This window comes from Actinoplanes octamycinicus (genome assembly GCF_014205225.1).
Lineage (GTDB): Bacteria > Actinomycetota > Actinomycetes > Mycobacteriales > Micromonosporaceae > Actinoplanes > Actinoplanes octamycinicus.
The window spans coordinates 328520-344840 of record NZ_JACHNB010000001.1; the positions used below are offsets into that span (position 1 = coordinate 328520).

The 16321-nt window shown below is 72.2% G+C and carries 17 protein-coding genes and 1 riboswitch; of the genes, 7 read left to right on the top strand and 10 right to left on the bottom strand.

Annotated features, from left to right (window positions below; all coding sequences use genetic code 11):
• The gene (gene dxs / locus BJY16_RS01365) at positions 1 to 1932 is read right to left on the bottom strand and encodes a 1-deoxy-D-xylulose-5-phosphate synthase (RefSeq protein WP_185037315.1); all 1932 of its coding nucleotides are present in this window, start codon (positions 1930 to 1932) and stop codon (positions 1 to 3) included.
• Between the two features lie 140 nt (positions 1933 to 2072).
• Between dxs and BJY16_RS01370 the strand changes: the two genes are divergently transcribed.
• From BJY16_RS01370 to BJY16_RS01380, 3 genes are all read left to right on the top strand, one after another.
• Positions 2073 to 3467 (top strand): cation:dicarboxylate symporter family transporter, encoded by a 1395-nt coding sequence (locus tag BJY16_RS01370; protein ID WP_185037316.1) that lies wholly within the window; start codon positions 2073 to 2075, stop codon positions 3465 to 3467.
• 570 nt (positions 3468 to 4037) lie between these two features.
• A riboswitch (ZMP/ZTP riboswitch) is annotated at positions 4038 to 4119 on the top strand.
• Between the two features lie 16 nt (positions 4120 to 4135).
• Complete coding sequence (locus BJY16_RS01375) at positions 4136 to 5008, top strand: bifunctional 5,10-methylenetetrahydrofolate dehydrogenase/5,10-methenyltetrahydrofolate cyclohydrolase (RefSeq protein WP_185037317.1); 873 nt, start codon at positions 4136 to 4138, stop codon at positions 5006 to 5008.
• A 184-nt stretch (positions 5009 to 5192) separates the two neighbouring features.
• Positions 5193 to 5558 carry a MerR family transcriptional regulator gene (locus BJY16_RS01380; RefSeq protein WP_185037318.1) on the top strand — a complete coding sequence of 122 codons (366 nt, stop codon included), beginning with the start codon at positions 5193 to 5195 and terminating at the stop codon, positions 5556 to 5558.
• Here the strand turns inward: BJY16_RS01380 and BJY16_RS01385 are convergent.
• Both BJY16_RS01385 and BJY16_RS01390 read right to left on the bottom strand, forming a co-directional pair.
• Positions 5555 to 6844, bottom strand: a complete 1290-nt coding sequence (locus BJY16_RS01385; protein ID WP_185037319.1) for a class I SAM-dependent RNA methyltransferase — start codon at positions 6842 to 6844, stop codon at positions 5555 to 5557. The two genes, BJY16_RS01380 and BJY16_RS01385, sit on opposite strands and share 4 nt — an antisense overlap.
• Complete coding sequence (locus tag BJY16_RS01390; protein WP_239177691.1) at positions 6841 to 8886, bottom strand: APC family permease; 2046 nt, start codon at positions 8884 to 8886, stop codon at positions 6841 to 6843. The genes BJY16_RS01385 and BJY16_RS01390 overlap by 4 nt, the downstream gene beginning before the upstream one ends.
• 113 nt (positions 8887 to 8999) lie before the next feature.
• On the opposite strand from BJY16_RS01390, the gene BJY16_RS01395 reads away from it, so the two are divergent.
• The gene (locus BJY16_RS01395; protein ID WP_185037321.1) at positions 9000 to 9665 is read left to right on the top strand and encodes a potassium channel family protein; all 666 of its coding nucleotides are present in this window, start codon (positions 9000 to 9002) and stop codon (positions 9663 to 9665) included.
• A 1-nt stretch (position 9666) separates the two neighbouring features.
• Positions 9667 to 10329 carry a potassium channel family protein gene (locus BJY16_RS01400; protein WP_185037322.1) on the top strand — a complete coding sequence of 221 codons (663 nt, stop codon included), beginning with the start codon at positions 9667 to 9669 and terminating at the stop codon, positions 10327 to 10329.
• Between the two features lie 69 nt (positions 10330 to 10398).
• Here BJY16_RS01400 and BJY16_RS01405 read toward each other — a convergent pair whose 3' ends face one another.
• The 4 genes from BJY16_RS01405 to dut are packed head-to-tail and all read right to left on the bottom strand — an operon-like array spanning position 10399 to position 12688.
• Complete coding sequence (locus BJY16_RS01405) at positions 10399 to 11151, bottom strand: DUF3159 domain-containing protein (RefSeq protein ID WP_239177693.1); 753 nt, start codon at positions 11149 to 11151, stop codon at positions 10399 to 10401.
• Positions 11152 to 11174: 23 nt separating this feature from the next.
• Positions 11175 to 11552: an OB-fold nucleic acid binding domain-containing protein gene (locus tag BJY16_RS01410; RefSeq protein WP_185037324.1), complete on the bottom strand. Its 378-nt coding sequence runs from the start codon at positions 11550 to 11552 to the stop codon at positions 11175 to 11177.
• A 25-nt stretch (positions 11553 to 11577) separates the two neighbouring features.
• Entirely contained in the window at positions 11578 to 12225 is a 648-nt protein-coding gene (locus BJY16_RS01415; RefSeq protein ID WP_185037325.1) for a DUF3710 domain-containing protein, read from the bottom strand.
• Positions 12212 to 12688: a dUTP diphosphatase gene (gene dut, locus BJY16_RS01420; RefSeq protein ID WP_185037326.1), complete on the bottom strand. Its 477-nt coding sequence runs from the start codon at positions 12686 to 12688 to the stop codon at positions 12212 to 12214. Before dut ends, BJY16_RS01415 begins: the two co-directional genes overlap by 14 nt.
• 94 nt (positions 12689 to 12782) lie before the next feature.
• On the opposite strand from dut, the gene BJY16_RS01425 reads away from it, so the two are divergent.
• The gene (locus tag BJY16_RS01425) at positions 12783 to 13295 is read left to right on the top strand and encodes a DUF3093 domain-containing protein (protein ID WP_239177695.1); all 513 of its coding nucleotides are present in this window, start codon (positions 12783 to 12785) and stop codon (positions 13293 to 13295) included.
• On the opposite strand, the gene BJY16_RS01430 is transcribed toward BJY16_RS01425, so the two are convergent.
• Together BJY16_RS01430 and BJY16_RS01435 are read right to left on the bottom strand one after the other, a co-directional pair.
• Entirely contained in the window at positions 13246 to 14040 is a 795-nt protein-coding gene (locus BJY16_RS01430; protein ID WP_185037328.1) for a hypothetical protein, read from the bottom strand. The two genes, BJY16_RS01425 and BJY16_RS01430, sit on opposite strands and share 50 nt — an antisense overlap.
• A gap of 97 nt (positions 14041 to 14137) precedes the next feature.
• Positions 14138 to 14434, bottom strand: coding sequence for a DUF4193 domain-containing protein (locus BJY16_RS01435; protein ID WP_014694055.1), 297 nt, complete (start codon positions 14432 to 14434; stop codon positions 14138 to 14140).
• A 347-nt stretch (positions 14435 to 14781) separates the two neighbouring features.
• On the opposite strand from BJY16_RS01435, the gene BJY16_RS01440 reads away from it, so the two are divergent.
• On the top strand, positions 14782 to 15336 hold the full coding sequence (locus tag BJY16_RS01440) for a LytR C-terminal domain-containing protein (RefSeq protein WP_185037329.1): 555 nt from the start codon (positions 14782 to 14784) through the stop codon (positions 15334 to 15336).
• Positions 15337 to 15344: 8 nt separating this feature from the next.
• Here the strand turns inward: BJY16_RS01440 and BJY16_RS01445 are convergent, their stop codons facing one another.
• Positions 15345 to 16166 carry an inositol monophosphatase family protein gene (locus BJY16_RS01445; RefSeq protein WP_185037330.1) on the bottom strand — a complete coding sequence of 274 codons (822 nt, stop codon included), beginning with the start codon at positions 16164 to 16166 and terminating at the stop codon, positions 15345 to 15347.
• Between the last annotated feature and the right edge of the window lie 155 nt (positions 16167 to 16321).

Consider the following 16321-nt stretch of genomic DNA (forward strand, 5'->3'; position numbering starts at 1 on the left):
TCAGAGCGCCGGCTCCTGGACCGCGTCGCCGGCGTCCAGGCGGGACACCCACTCGGTCACGTCCCGGGCGATGTCCTGCGCGGTCAGCCCCAGCGAGGCGAGGATCTCGGCCCGCGAGCCGTGCGGGTGGAAGCCGGCCGGCACGCCGAAGTCGCGCAGCGGCGTGGTCAGCCCGGCGTCGCGCAGCGCGGCGGCCACCGCGTCACCCACGCCGCCGGTCCGGATGCCGTCCTCCAGGGTCACCACCAGGCGGTGCTCGGCGGCCAGCCCGGTCAGCTCGGCCGGCACCGGGCGGACCCAGCGCGGGTCGGCGACGGTCACCCCGTAGCCCTGCTCGGCGAGCCGCTCGGCGGCGTCCAGGCCCAGGCCGGCGAACGAGCCGACCGCGACCAGCAGGATGTCCTTGCGCCCCGGATCGGCCTCGCGCAGCACGTCGACCTGGCCGACCCGGCGCACCGCCGGGGTGTCCGCGGCGACCGCGCCGGTCGGGAACCGGACGATGGTCGGGCCGTCGTCGACCGCGACCGCCTCGCGCAGCTCCTCGCGCAGCGTGGCGGCGTCCCGCGGGGCGGCGATCCGCAGGCCGGGGACCACGCCGAAGACGCTCATGTCCCAGATGCCGTAGTGGCTCGGGCCGTCCGGGCCGGTGACGCCGGCCCGGTCCAGGACGAAGGTGACCCCGAGCTTGTGCATCGCCACGTCCAGCAGGACCTGGTCGAAGGCGCGGTTCAGGAAGGTGGCGTAGACCGCGACGACCGGGTGCAGGCCGCCCATCGCCAGGCCGGCCGCGCTGGTGGCGGCGTGCTGCTCGGCGATGCCGACGTCGTACGCCCGCTCCGGGTACTTCCTCGCCAGGGCGGCGATGCCGGTCGGCTCGGCCATGGCGGCGGTGATGCCGACCACCTCCGGGCGCTCGTCGGCGATCTTCACCAGCTCCTCGGCGAAGACCTTGGTCCACTTCAGCGTCGGGGCGGCCAGCAGCTTGCCGGTCTCCACGTCGAAGGCGCTGCCCGGGCCGTGCAGGCAGTCCGCCTCGTCCTGCTCGGCGGGGCGGTAACCGTAGCCCTTGCGGGTCACCGCGTGCACGATGACCGGCGCGTTGAAGCCCTTGGCCCGGCGCAGCGCGGACTCCATCGCCTGCTGGTCGTGGCCGTCCACCGGACCGATGTACTTCAGGCCGAGGTCCTCGAACATCGGCTGCGGGCTGATCGCGTCCTTGATCCCGCGCTTGACCGCGTGCAGCACCTCGAAGACCGGCTTGCCGACCACCGGGGTCGAGCCGAGCGCGTCCTTGACCAGGTCGAGCACCTTCTCGTAGCCCGGGTTGAGCCGCAGGGTGGAGAGGTGGTCGGCCAGGCCGCCGATCGTCGGCGCGTACGACCGGCCGTTGTCGTTGACCACGATGACCAGCTTGTTCTTCGTGGCCGCGATGTTGTTGAGCGCCTCCCAGCACATGCCGCCGGTGAGCGCGCCGTCGCCGACCACGGCCACCACGTGCCGGTCCTCGCCGCGCAGGGCGAACGCCTTGGCCAGACCGTCGGCATAGGAGAGCGCGGTCGAGGCGTGCGAGTTCTCGATCAGGTCGTGCTCGCTCTCCGCCTGGCTCGGGTAGCCGGTCAGGCCACCGCGCTGGCGGAGCAGGTCGAAGCCCTCCTGACGGCCCGTGACGATCTTGTGCACGTACGCCTGGTGGCCGGTATCGAAAAGGATCTTGTCCCGGGGTGAGTCGAAGACCCGGTGCATGGCGAGGGTCATCTCGACCACACCGAGGTTGGGACCGAGGTGGCCCCCGGTCCGCGACACCTTGGCCACCAGGAAGTCACGGATCTCGGCCGCGAGCAGGGTCAGCTGCTCCGCGGTCAGGCGCTTGAGGGCGCCGGGGTCGGTGACGCTCGCCAGCAGGCCGGCCGGGGTCGAGGGGGAGTCGCTCATAGGCGTGAAGTCTATCGGGACGCCGCGCGGAGGCGACCTGGCGCGAACGGACAGGGCCGATTCCTCCACAGCTCCTGCACATTCCGCCCTTCCGGTGAAACGATGTGATTCGGTTCACAGATTCGGGTAACCAGGGGCCCATGTCCGTCGATGCCGGGGCTCCGCGGCGCCGAGACCGCAGCCACTACCTCTACCTCTCCGTGCTGCTCGCGATGGTCCTCGGGATCACCGTGGGCTTCGTCTTCCCGGACTTCGCGGTGAAGCTGAAACCGCTGGGCACCGGGTTCGTCGACCTGATCAAGATGATGATCGCGCCAGTGATCTTCTGCACCCTGGTGCTCGGGGTCGGCTCGGTCCGGCGCGCCGCCCAGGTCGGCCGGGTCGGCGGGCTGGCCCTCGGCTACTTCCTGATCATGTCCACCGTGGCGCTGTCGATCGGCCTGGTGGTCGGCAACCTGCTGCACCCCGGCTCCGGCCTGCACCTGAGCGAGGAGCTGGCGAAGACCGGCACGGCCCAGGTCAGCAAGCAGGCCGAGGGCGGCGTCGACTTCGTCCTCGGGATCATCCCGGACACCCTGTTCTCCGCGCTGACCAGCACCCAGGTGCTGCAGACGCTGCTGGTGGCGCTGCTGGTCGGATTCGCCGTGCAGTCGCTCGGCGACCGCGGCGAACCGGTGATCCGGGCGATCGGGCTGCTCCAGCGGATCGTCTTCAAGATCCTGTCGATGATCATGTGGCTGGCCCCGATCGGCGCGTTCGGCGCGATGGCCGCGCTGGTCGGCGCGACCGGCTTCGACGCGCTGAAGAGCCTGGCCGGCATCATGCTCGGCTTCTACACCACCTGCGTGCTCTTCGTCTTCGTGGTGCTCGGGCTGCTGCTCCGGCTGGTCGCCGGGATCTCGATCTTCCGGCTCTTCCGCTACCTGGCCCGGGAGTTCCTGCTGATCCTGTCCACCTCGTCGTCCGAGTCGGCGCTGCCCCGGCTGATCGCCAAGATGGGCCACCTCGGGGTGAGCCGCCCGGTGGTCGGCATCGTGGTGCCCACCGGCTACTCGTTCAACCTGGACGGCACCGCGATCTACCTGACCATGGCCTCCCTGTTCATCGCCGACGCGATGGACCAGCCGCTCTCCGTGGGCCAGCAGATCGGCCTGCTGCTCTTCATGATCATCGCCTCCAAGGGCGCCGCCGGCGTCACCGGCGCCGGCCTGGCCACCCTGGCCGGCGGCCTGCAGAGCCACCGCCCCGACCTGGTCCCCGGCGTCGGCATGATCGTCGGCATCGACCGCCTGATGTCCGAGGCCCGCGCCCTGACCAACTTCGCCGGCAACGCCGTCGCCACCGTCCTGATCGGCACCTGGACCCACGAGATCGACCGCGAGCAGGCCGGCCGGGTCCTCGCCGGCGAAGCCCCCTTCGACGAGTCCACCTTCGACGACGACCCGCACGACGCCCACACCCCCGCCCTGGCCGAGGCCGGCACCACCGCACCGGCCGACACCCCGCCCCCGAACCGCCCGCACGAAGCGCCCTGAACCACCCCGGCCCAGGACCGCGAGCCGCCCACGGTCCCGGCTGGGCCCCACGGGTGTCTCGACCGCCCTGAGACACCCGAGAGGACCAGCCCGGGACCGCGAGCCGCCCACCGTCCCGGCTGGGACCCACGGGTGTCTCGACCGCCCTGAGACACCCGAGAGGACCAGCCCGGATCCGCGAGCCGCCCACCGTCCCGGCTGGGCCCCACGGGTGTCTCGACCGCCCTGAGACACCCGAGAGGACCAGCCCGGATCCGCGAGCCGCTCACGGTCCCGGCTGTGCCCCACGGGTGTCTCGGCCGCCCTGAGACACCCGTGAGGACCAGCCGGGGACCGTGAGCGCGCCGCGGTCCGGTGCCGAGCGGGCATCGCGGGGTGGCGGCGGGCCCGCACGACACGCGCCGCGGCCGGGAGTGGGCCGGGCATCGCGGGCCGACTGCCACGGGGCTGCCGGTCGTACCGGAAAAAATCCCGCGCGGGGCGAGCGGCATCGCGGCAGCGGGCAGCGGCGGCCGGACCGGACCGACCCCACCCCGCCGCCTCGGGCCGGCGCCACGTCGGGCATCCTGGAAGGCAAGCAGCGACTGGCGGCACGAGGATGGTCCAACCATCGGGGAGCTCGTCACGGGAGTCGTCCGCCTGGGCTCCCCGGCCGAGGAGCAGACAGCATGACCACCGAAACCAGCGGCGCCCGCCTCCTGCCCGGAGCGCCGGTCGCCGAGGCCGTCCTGGCCGACGTCCGGGAGCGGGTCGCCAAGCTCAAGGGGCGTGGCATCCAGCCCAGCCTGGCCACCATCCTGGTGGGCGACGACGACGCCAGCGCCGGGTACATCCGGATCAAGCAGAAGCAGGCCGGCGAGCTCGGCTTCGAGTCCCCGCACCGGCACCTGTCCGGCGACGTCACCCAGGCCGACCTGCTGAAGGTGATCGCCGAGTTCAACGACGACAAGGCCGTGCACGGCGTCCTGATCCAGTACCCGATCCCGGCCCACCTGGACTACGACGCCGCGCTGCAGACCCTCGACCCGGACAAGGACGTCGACGGGATGCACCCGCTCAACATGGGCCGGCTCGCGGTCGGCCTGCCCGGCCCGCTGCCCTGCACCCCGGCCGGCATCGAGGCGCTGCTCGCCCACCACGGCGTCGAGGTGTCCGGGCGGGAGGTGGTCATCCTCGGCCGCGGCGCCACCCTGGGCCGCCCGCTCGCGATGCTGCTCGCGCAGAAGCGGCCGACCGCGAACGCCGCCGTCACCGTGGTGCACACCGGTGTCAAGGACTGGCCGCGGTACACGCAGCGGGCGGAGATCCTGATCGCCGCCGCCGGCGTGCCGAACATCATCCAGCCGGAGCACGTCAAGCCGGGCGCCACGGTGATCGGCGCCGGGGTCCGCTACGAGGGCCGCCGCCTGCTGCCGGACGTCGACGAGGCGTGCGCCGCGGTGGCCGGGGCGATCACCCCGCGGCTCGGCGGGGTCGGCCCGACCACGGTCGCCATGCTGTTCCGCAACGCGGTGAGCGCCGCCGAGCGCGCCAACCCGTAACCGCCGGAGCGGCCCGTCCCCGGCCGGGGACGGGCCGTGCGGTCCGGCCGCGTGCGGACAGGCGTTGTGCGGGCTCAGGCCAACGAGGCGGAACCCGCCGAACACAGCGGTCATGCCCGGTACGCTGCGACCTGACACTGACGTCAGAGGCAGGTGGCGAGAGCCGGGTCACAGGGGAGGCGGCATGCGGATCGGGGATCTCGCGGCGCGGGCCGGGGTCAGCGTCCGGTCGGTCCGTTACTACGAGGAGCAGGGGCTGCTCAGCAGCATCCGGAGCCCGAGCGGCCAGCGGCACTACACCGAGGAGGCGGTCGAGCGGGTGACGTTCCTGCAGCGGCTCTACGCCGCCGGACTCTCCAGCCGCACCATCGCCGAGCTGCTCCCCTGCGTCGACGCGCCCAGCCTGGAGCATGCCGACGCGGCGATGGAGCGGATGCGCGAGGAGCGCAACCGTCTCTCCACCCACATCGAGGAGCTGATCCGTACGCGGAACGCCCTCGACGACCTGATGTCGGCAGCCGCCGAGCACCGCGACCGGCACTACGTCTAGCGCCCCGGCGGGGTGAGCAGCGCGACGCACTCCACGTGCTGGGTCATCGGGAAGCAGTCGAAGGCGCGCAACTCGGCCAGCTCCCAGCCGAGCGACCGGAACGTCTTCACGTCCCGGGCCAGCGCCGCCGGGTCGCAGGCCACGTAGGCGACCGCGCGGGGCCCGGCCCCGGCGATCCCGCGGACCACCCGGGCGCCGGCACCGGCCCGCGGCGGGTCCAGCACCACCAGGTCGACCGGGCCGGTGATCCGGCGCCGGCCCAGCGCCGTCTCCACCCGGGCCGCGACCACCTCGACCTGTGGCAGGTCGGCCAGGGCGGACCGGGCCGCGGCGACGCCCAGCGGCGACGACTCGACCACCGTGGTGCGGGCCCCGGTGCGGGCGGCGACGGCGGCGGCGAACAGGCCCGCCCCGCCGTACAGGTCCCAGGCGATCTCGCCCGGGGCCGGCCGGAGCATGGCCAGCACCGCCTCGGTCAGCGTGGCGGCGGCCGCCGGGTGCACCTGCCAGAAGCCCTCCGGCGCCAGCTCCCAGGACCGCTCGCCGGCCACCTCGGTGATCCGCTCCGGCCCGGCCAGCCGGACCAGCCCGGCGCCGCCCTGGTCCTCGGTCGGGTCGTCGCCGGCCGAGCCGGACGTCCCGGCCGGGCGGTCCAGCACCGCGACGTCGCCGCCGCCGGACGCGACCGCCTGCACCGCGTTGCTCTCCGGCCAGGGGTGCTGGAGCAGGTCGAGCTCCTGGATCGCCGGGTGCGCGATCAGGCAGCGGTCGATCGGGACCACCTGGTGCGAGCGGTGCTGGAGCAGGCCGGGGCGGCCGGCCGCGTCGATCGCGTAGCGGACCCGGGTGCGCCAGCCGAGCAGGCCGGCCTCGCCCGGGGTGAGCGGCTCCACGCGTACCGAAAGCCGGTCCTGGTCCTCGGGCGTCAGCCCGGCCAGCCGGCCGAGCTGCTCCCGGACCACCTGGGTCTTCCAGCGCAGCTGCGCGTCGGCGGAGACGTGCTGCAGGTCGCAGCCGCCGCAGCCGCCCGGGTGGGCGTACTCGCAGGGCGGCCGGACGCGATCGGGCGACGGCTCGTGGATCGCCACGGCGTCGGCCCGCAGGTAGCCGCGGTGCCGCTCGGTGATCTCCGCGGTGACCCGCTCGCCGGGCAGCGCGTGCCGGACGAAGACCACCCGGCCGTGCTCGCCGCCGAACCGGGCCACGCAGTGCCCGCCGTGCGCCGGGGCGCCGACGGTCAGCTCGATCCGGTCACCCTCCACGAGGTCGTCTTCGGGAAGGGTCACGGTTTCTCCTCGATCGGCTGATCAGAAACGGCCGACGGCTCGCTGGGGTGGAAGCGCGGGCCGCGCGCCGGCGCCCGGCTCAGCCCCCGGTCCAGCCGGTCCAGGTCGCGGTCCTGGCTGGATCGCAGCTGCCAGGGCACGCTGGTCACCATCACGCCGGGCTCGAAGAGCAGCCGGCCCTTGATCCGCAGCGCGCTCTGGTTGTGCAGCAGGTTCTCCCACCAGCGACCAACCACATATTCGGGTACGAAGACGGTCACCACGTCGCGCGGCGAGGCGCGGCGCACGCTCTTCACGAAGTCGATGATCGGCTTGGTGATCTCCCGGTACGGCGAGTCCACCACGGTCAGCGGCACCGGCAGCTCGCGGCGCTCCCACTCGGCCTGGATGTTCCGGGTGTCCTTGTCGTCGACGTTCACGGTCACCGCGGTGATCGTGTCCGGCCGGGTCGCCTGGGCGTAGGCGACCGCCCGCAGGGTCGGCATGTGCACCTTGCTGACCAGCACCACCGCGTGGTTGCGGGACGGCAGCACCGGCCGCTCCTCGGTCGGCTGCAGCTCCTCGGAGACCCGGGTGTAGTGCCGGTGGATGGCCAGCATCAACCCGTAGATCACGATCATCGCGGCGATCGCGATCCACGCGCCGAGCAGGAACTTGGTGATCAGTACGACGATCAGCACCGCCCCGGTCAGCCCCATGCCGAAGGTGTTGATCGCCCGGGACCGGATCATCCGGCGGCGGCGTTCCGGATCCCGCTGGACCCGGAGCAACCGGTTCCAGTGCCGGATCATGCCGCCCTGCGACAGCGTGAAGGAGACGAACACCCCGACGATGTAGAGCTGGATCAGCCGGGTGGTCTCCGCCTGGAAGGCGACGATCAGCACGATCGCGGCGGCGGCCAGGAAGACGATGCCGTTGCTGAACGCCAGCCGGTCGCCCCGGGTGTGGAACTGGCGGGGAAGATACCGGTCCTGGGCCAGGATCGAGCCGAGCACCGGGAAGCCGTTGAAGGCGGTGTTCGCGGCCAGGAAGAGGATCAGCGCGGTGATCGCGCCGACCAGCACCACCAGCCAGGAGCCCTGGCCGAAGACGGTCTCGGCGAGCTGCGCGGTGACCGTCTTCTGCACGTAGTTGGCCGGGCCGCCGGTGATCTGCGTGGTCGGGTCCTCGACGTACTGCAGGTGGGTGAGCCGGGCCAGCGAGATGATGCCGAACAGCATCACGATCGCCATCACGCCCAGCAGCAGCAGCGTGGTCGCGGCGTTCTTGCTCTTCGGCGGCTTGAAGGCGGGCACCCCGTTGGAGATCGCCTCGACCCCGGTCAGCGCCGCGCAGCCGGACGAGAACGTCCGCAACAGCAGGAAGACGAAGGCGAAGCTGGTGAGGTGGCTCTCCTCGGCCGTGATGGTCAGGCCGGCGCTGGGCGCGCGCAGGTCGTCGCCGAGGACGAAGACCCGGAACAGACCGGTCAGGATCATCCCGATGATCACGAAGATGAACAGATAGGTCGGGACCGCGAACGCGGTGCCCGACTCGCGCAGGCCGCGCAGGTTGAGCGCGGTCAGCAGCAGCACCGCCCCGACCGCGATCTCCACCTTGTAGTCGCCGATCGAGTCCCACGGGAGCACCGAGGCCAGGTTGCTCACCCCGGAGGAGATCGACACCGCGACCGTGAGGATGTAGTCGACCAGCAGCGCGCTGGCCACGCCGAGCCCGGCCCGGGGGCCGATGTTGACCGTGGCGACCTCGTAGTCGCCACCGCCGGACGGGTAGGCGTGCACGTTCTGCCGGTAGCTGGCGACCACGGTCACCATCACCACCGCGACCGCGAGCGTCACCCAGGGAGAGATCGCGAAGGCGCTGGCCCCGGCGATCGAGAGGGTCAGCAGGATCTCGTCCGGCGCGTACGCCACGCTGGAGAGGGCGTCGCTGGCGAACACGGGCAGCGCGATCCGCTTGGGCAGCAGCGTGTGCTGCAGCTTGTCCGAGCGGAACGGCCGGCCGAGAAGCAGCCGCTTGGCTAGGGAGGTGGTACTTGCCACGACTGCCAAGAGTACGACCGGGCGTGATCGGGCGTCGCCCGCCCCGGACACACCGCCGCACCGGGGCATGGCAGGCTCAACGGGGACGGTAGCGAATCGGGAGGGCACAAGCCGTGCACGTGGTGATCATGGGGTGTGGCCGGCTCGGTTCGACGCTGGCGCAGAACCTCGACGCGCGGGGCCATCAGGTCGCCGTGATCGATCAGAACGCCGACGCCTTCCGCCGGCTGGGCGCCGACTTCGGCGGCATCACGGTCAACGGGATCGGCTTCGACCGGGACGTGCTGCGGGCCGCCGGCATCGAGCGGGCGGACGCCTTCGCCGCGGTCTCCAGCGGGGACAACTCGAACATCATCTCGGCCCGGCTGGCCCGCGAGACGTTCGGCGTCTCCCGGGTGGTGGCCCGGATCTACGACGCCAAGCGCGCCCAGGTCTACGAGCGGCTCGGCATCCCGACCGTGGCGACCATCCGCTGGGCCGCCGACCGGATGTTCCGCTACCTGGCGCCCGAGGAGCGCTTCGAGGTGTTCCGCGACCCGACCAGCGTGGTCAGCATCGTCGAGACCCCGCTGCACCGGGACTGGGTGGGCCGCACGGTGAAGACCTTGGAGGAGACCACCGGCGCCCGGGTGGCCTATCTGATGCGCTTCGGGATGGGCTCGCTGGCCCAGCCGTCCACCGTGCTGCAGGACGGCGACCAGGTGTTCATGCTGGTCACCGACGACACCGTGGGCAAGGTCCTGGACATCGCCTCGCGCGCCGGAAACGAAGGGCACTGACATGCGCATCGCCATCGCGGGAGCCGGCAACGTGGGCCGGTCGATCGCCCAGGAGCTGATCGGCAACGGGCACGAGGTGATGCTGATCGAGCGCCAGCCGCGCCAGCTGTGCCCGGAGCGGGTGCCCGAGGCGCAGTGGATCCTCGCCGACGCCTGCGAGCTGAGCAGCCTGGAGGAGGCCGACGTCGCGTCCTGCGACGTGGTGGTCGCGGCCACCGGCGACGACAAGGCCAACCTGGTGGTGTCGCTGCTCGCCAAGACCGAGTTCGCGGTCGGCCGGGTGGTCGCCCGGGTGAACCGGGCGGAGAACGAGTGGCTGTTCACCGAGCAGTGGGGCGTCGACGTCTCGGTCAGCAAGCCGCGCCTGATGGCCGCGCTGGTCGAGGAGGCGGTCACGGTCGGCGACCTGGTGCGGCTGATGACCTTCCGGCAGGGTGAGGCCAACCTGGTCGAGATCACCCTGCCGAAGGACGCGCCTTACGAGGGCCAGCCGCTGCGCTCGGTGCCGATGCCGCGGGACGCCGCGCTGGTCGCCATCCTGCGCGGCAAGCGCGTGGTGGTGCCGACGCCGGACGACCCGCTGGAGGCCGGCGACGAGCTGATCTTCGTGTGCACCACCGAGGTGGAGGACCAGATCCGCGCCGTGGTCCTGGGCTCCGCTTAGGCGACCGTCTCTCGCGCTTTCCCGGGCTCCGCTCAGGCGACCGTCGCCTGCGCGTTCCTGGGCTCCGGCCTAGGCGACCGTCTCCTCCGCTTTCTGGGCGGAGGTGATCCGGTGGATGGCCCAGGCGGTGAAGGCGAACGTCGCGGCGTAGATCGGCCAGCTGATCAGGATCCGGACGATGCCCAGCGCGTTCGCCTCGCCGAGCCGCCACAGGTAGAACTGGATCCCGGCGCGCAGCGCCAGCGACGCCACCCAGAGCAGGGTCAGCCACTGGAAGGTGCGAAACAGCCGGGCGTTGCCGAACCAGTCCTGCCGGCCCTTGTTGGCCATGATGCCCCAGGCGTACCCGATCAGCGGTTTCCGGAAGAGCACCGAGAGCAGCAGCGCCCCGGCCTGCCCGAAGGTGAGCAGGATGCCGGGCAGGTAGAAGTTCTTCGCGTCGCCGCTCTTCCAGGCGAAGTAGGCGCCGAGCGCGATGCCGAACAGCCCGTTGACCGCGTGCCGGACCGGCTGCTTGCGGGCCAGCCGGACGCCACCGATGGCCAGCGCCGAGCCGACCGACCCGATGATCGCCCAGAGCAGCGCGGTCTGCTTGTCGAAGCCGGCGACCGACTCGCCGAGCAGCACGTTGAACAGCACGAAGGCGAGCACCGGGATGCTCGACTCGACCAGCCCGCGCACGCCGCCGAGCTGCTCGGCGATCTGCTCGCTGAGCGGCGGGAGCGCCTCCTCCTCGTCCGCCTGCGCGGCGGGCGTCGGATGCAGGTCGAGCTCCTCGACGATGTCCTCGGCGAGCCGCTCCTCGACGGTTTCGTGCGCCACGTGGCGCGGCTCGTTGCCGGGTGTCACCGGGGCGCCTCCAGGTCGTAGAACGGGTTGTAGATGACCTTGCGGTCGTCCCGGATCGCGATCCGGCCGCGCGCGGTCAGCTGGCGCCCCGGCTCGATGCCGGCGATCGACCGGCGGCCTAGGAAGACCAGCGTGACCACGTCGCTGCCGTCCCAGAGGTCGGCCTCCAGGGTGGGCAGGTTGGTCCGTGGAGTGTACGCCACGGTGCGCAGTCGCCCGGACACCGAAACGACCTGGCCGCGCCGGCACTGGCCGGCCGGCATCGCGCCACATTTCGCCGAGTCCCGCTGCAACTCCCGAGCGTCCAGCTCGGAGTCGGTCGCGGTCAACCGGTCCAGGAACCGGCGCAGGCCGGTCCGCTCCTCCGTGGTCATGACTTCACGGTAACTCTTCCCGGTCTCAAACTTCCTGCGCGGGCCCCTGTTCGGCCATCTCCCGGGGCAGCCGCAGCGGGAGCGGCTCGCGCACCGGGCGGGGCTCGTTGTCCCGGACCACGACCAGGCCCTCCAGGGCCACGCCGAGCACGCCCTCGCGGGCCGGGTCGGCGGCCGCGGCGCCCTGGAACAGCGCCCGGACCATCCAGCGCGGGCCGTCCACGCCGACGAAGCGCACCTCGGCCGGGCCCTCCGGGGTGTTCACCCGGGCCAGCAGCTCGGTGCCGTACCGCCCGGTGAGCTCCTGGGGCTGCACGCCGTCCTCGCGCATCGCGATGGCGATCTCCTCGCGCACCTCGTCCCAGATGCCCTCGGTCTTCGGCGCGGCGAACACGCCGAGCTGCAGGGCGCTCTCGCCGTCCACCAGGACCACCTGCTCGACGCCGCCCTCCGGGTTGGCCTGCACCCGGACCTCGACCCCCTCGATCGCCGGGATCTGCAGGCTGCCCAGGTCGAGCCGCTGCACGTCGGCCGGGGCGTGCTTGAGGTCCCACGGGCCGAACTCGGGCGCCGCGGGCTCCCCGTCGGCCGCCAGGCTCTGGGCGAGCGCCTTGGAGGGCGGCGCGTCGGCCGCGCGTACGTGCTTGGCGCCCTCGCGCTTACGGGAGAACATCACTGCCAGCCTTTCCTTCACCAAAGCCACCGGTCGAACCGTGCCCGCCCACGCCCCGCGAGGTGTCGTCGAGGGTGTCCACGCAGTGGAACACCGCTCGCTCCACCCGCTGGACGACGAGCTGGGCGATCCGGTCACCGCGCGAGATCTTCACGGTCCGCTCCGGGTCATGATTGATCAGATTGACCAGAATCTCACCGCGGTAACCGGCGTCGACCGTACCGGGCGCGTTGAGCACCGTCACCCCGAGGCGCGCGGCCAATCCGGAACGTGGGTGGACCAGCCCGACGAAGCCGTCCGGGATGGCGACCGCGATGCCGGTCCGGACCTTGACCCGGGCCCCCGGCGCGATCTCCGCCTCCTCGGCCGCGACCAGGTCGGCGCCGGCGTCGCCGGGATGCGCGTAGGCCGGCAGCGGCAGGTCCGGGTCGATCAGCCGGACCTGGATGACAACGTCGCTCAACGGAAGAATCCCTCACTGGAAGTACGGCTCCGGGCGGTGCCTACCCTGCCATCCTGCCGTGTCCGGCAGCGGAGGCGCGCCGTACCCTTCGAGGGTGACACCCGAGCCCCCGGCCCGCACCGTCGAGGCCCATCAGGAACGCCTCGGCCTGCCCTGGTGGGCCTGGCCCGCCGTGCTGCTGGTCGGCGCCATCCTGGCCACCGAGCTGACCCTGGGCATCCCCGAGCTGCCCGCCTGGCTGCCCTACGCGGTGCTGCTGCCGCTGGCGGTCCTGCTGCTGGTCCCGCTGGGCCGGCTGCGGGTCGCGGTGCGTGACGGCGAGTTCCTGGTCGACGACGCCCGGCTGCCGGTCGAGTTCGTCGCCGACGTGGTGGCCCTGGACGCGGCCGGCAAGCGCGAGGCGCTCGGCGTCGGCGCGCACCCGACCGCCTTCGTGGTGCAGCGCCCGTGGATCGGCACCGCCGTGCAGGTACTGCTCGACGACCCGGCCGACCCGACGCCGTACTGGGTGGTCAGCACCCGGCGGCCGGTCGAGCTGGCCACCACGCTGCTCGCGGTCAGTCGTCGAGCGCGTGCCGGCCGGGACTCCCCGGCAGCTGCTTCCTGAGGTCGTCGCGCACCTTCTCGCCGACCAGCCGGGTGGCCCGCCGGTTCAGGTAACTGGCGACCGCCGCGCCGGTCAGCATCGGGCCGAACGAGGTGAGGTTGCGCCCGAACCGGTGCAGCAGCCGCTTCTGCAGGTCGCGGCGGGCGGACGTGCCCAGCACGGTGGCCACGCCGACGCCGGGGATCAGCGGGTTGACGCCACGCTGGCCGGCCCAGGACTGGACCAGGGCGACCGCGCGCTCGGTGCCGTTGCCGGCGATCGACTGGCCGTACAACTCATGCAGCTCGCCGATCAGCTTCATCTCGATCGCGACCACGCCGATCGTCTCGGCGGAGAGCAGCACCGGGGCGGAGAGCAGGGTGGGCGTGGCGGCCCACTCGATCGAGGCGATGCCGCCGCCGGCCGCGCCCACACCGGCCGTGGCCCGGGCGGCGTTGCGGATCAGACGCTCGGCGAGGGCGTCGTCGTCCATGCCGGGGAAGTGCCGGCGCAGCGTCTCCCGGTTGCGCACCGGGACGTGCGGCGCCACGTCGGCGACCACGTCCGCCATCCAGCGCAACGCGGCCTTGGGCTTGAACGCCTGACCGAGCCCACGACGGCGCACGTCACCCACCAGGCGGCCGAGCAGCCGTCGCCGGCCGGCCGGCTCCAGGTCGTCGGCGGTCAGGGCCGCGACGGTGCGACCCAGGTCCTCGTCGGCGTCGGCGCCGGCCGCGGAGTCGGGTACGCGATCCGGTTGACTCATCGTCGTCCTCCCCCTCGTCGTCACCGGTACAGTGCCCGGCTCCGCATCAGGGTCAAACCCCGTGTAGGTGAAACGCGCTGCGCGCGAGCACGCCCTGTCAGGCGCACTCGCGGCAGATCAGCTCCCCGTTCCGCTCCGTCGCCAGCTGGCTCCGGTGGTGCACGAGGAAACAGCGGGAGCAGCGGAACTCGTCGGTCTGCATCGGCAGCACCTTGACGGTCAGCTCCTCGTCGGCGAGGTCGGCGCCGGGCAGCTCGAAGCTCTCCGCCACCTCGACCTCGTCCACGTCCACCGCCCCGGACTGGGAGTCAGCGCGACGGGACTTGAGCTCCTCGAGGCTGTCCTCGCCGAGGTCGACCTCATCGCGACGCGGGGCGTCGTAGTCGGTGGCCATCGGTCTTCACTCTCCTGTATCGATGTGTCACTTGGCGTTAGTAACGCCGGTGACATGGTTTCGGTTCCCGGTTCCGCAAGACGATTTCTGACACTCGATCGGACACCGGTGTAAGGGCCCGGCGAGCGCGGAACCTTACCGCTGTCGCGGCAGAGTTGTACGCCCACTGGCGGCACATTGTTCCCGATGTGACTGAGGCGACACCAAAGTAGGGGTCGCGACCTCTGGATCATCGTCGGCGCGCCGGAAGCTTTCCCTGTTTCCGCGTGCCTGGCGGACAGACGCTAACCTCTCGACAGGCCCGGCGACCTCACCGGGGCCGGTCGTTCGATCCTGGAGCCAACCCCATGAGCTTTGCGCGCGTCCGAGCGCTCGTCGTCGTCGGCGTGCTTGCCGTGGCCGCTCTCGTCTTCGTCGTCGTCGCGCTGGTCCGCGACAAGCAGTCGGACATCGCGAACGGCGCCAACTGCCCGGACGGCGCCCCGCTCGCCGACGTGCAGCTGCCGGACGACCCCGCCGAGGTGACCCTCAAGGTGCTCAACGGCACCAAGCGGGCCGGCCTGGCCGACCAGGTGACCTCGGAGTTCAAGAACCGCCGGTTCACCGTACAGCCCTCCGGGAAGAGCAAGACCAAGTTCGACGGGGTCGCCGAGATCCGCTTCGGCCCGGACACGGTGGGCAAGGCCCAGCTGGTCCGGGCGTACTTCCTCGCCCAGTCGAAGATGGTTTACAACGCGAAGCGCAAGGGCGCGGTCATCGAGATCGTCATCGGCGACAACTTCCAGCAGCTGGCGACCACGACCGAGGTCAACCAGTCCCTGGTCGAGATCGGCGAGCCGGAGCTGCCGCCGGGCGCCTGCCTCAAGCCGGTCACCAAGAAGCCCGAGGCGGAGGACGGCTGACCGCCGCGCTAGGCGCCACCCGCCGCGTCCAGCTCGACCAGCAGGTCGTGCAAGGCCGGGAAGAGCGCGGGCGGGGCCAGGAGCACCATGTCCGGTCCGGCCGGGGCGCCGTTCAGCCCGGACACCACCATCCCGGCCTCGGCGGCGATCAGCCCGCCGGCCGCGTGGTCCCACGGGTTGAGACCCTTCTCGAAGAACGCGTCCAGCTGGCCCTCGGCGGCCAGGCACAGGTCCAGGGACGCCGCGCCGAAGCGCCGGATGTCACGCACCCGGGTGATCATCTCGGCGAAGACCCGGCCCTGGTGCGCCCGGCGGCGGGGGTCGTACCCGAAGCCGGTGCCGATCAGCGCCTGGCCCAGCACGGTCTCGGTGGAGCAGGACAGCCGGCGGCCGGCCCGCCAGGCGCCGCCGCCCCGGGTGGCGGTCCACTCGTCGCCGGTGGCCGCGTTCACCACCACGCCGGCCAGCACCTCGCCGTCCACCTCGGCGGCCAGCGAGACCGCGTACTGCGGGAGGCCGTAGAGGTAGTTCACGGTGCCGTCGATCGGGTCCAGGATCCAGCGGACCGCGCCCGGCTCGGCGGCGGCCGTGTCGCCGTACTCCTCACCCAGCACCCCGTCGCCCGGCCGCGCGGCCCGCAGCGCCTCCACCACCTGACGCTCGACCGCCTTGTCCGCCGCGGTGACGACGTCCGTGTCGGTGCTCTTGGTCTGCACGTCGCCGATCGCCTCGTCGCGCATCCGGCGCGCGGTGGCCGCCGCCTCCCGCGCCACCCGGACCGCGATGTCCAGCAGCTCGCCGGGCGACGTGCCCGGAGAAATCTCGCTCACGTTTGCGTCCTTTCCGCCGATACGATTCTCGCCCGGAGCGTCTCCGACGAGGTCGTCGGCCCCCGGCGGCGTGCTGCGGGGGGAGGATCTCGTGAGACGGCGCTACAATTCACCCCTGCCCACGCTTCACGGACGCTCACACCGGGACCATCCGT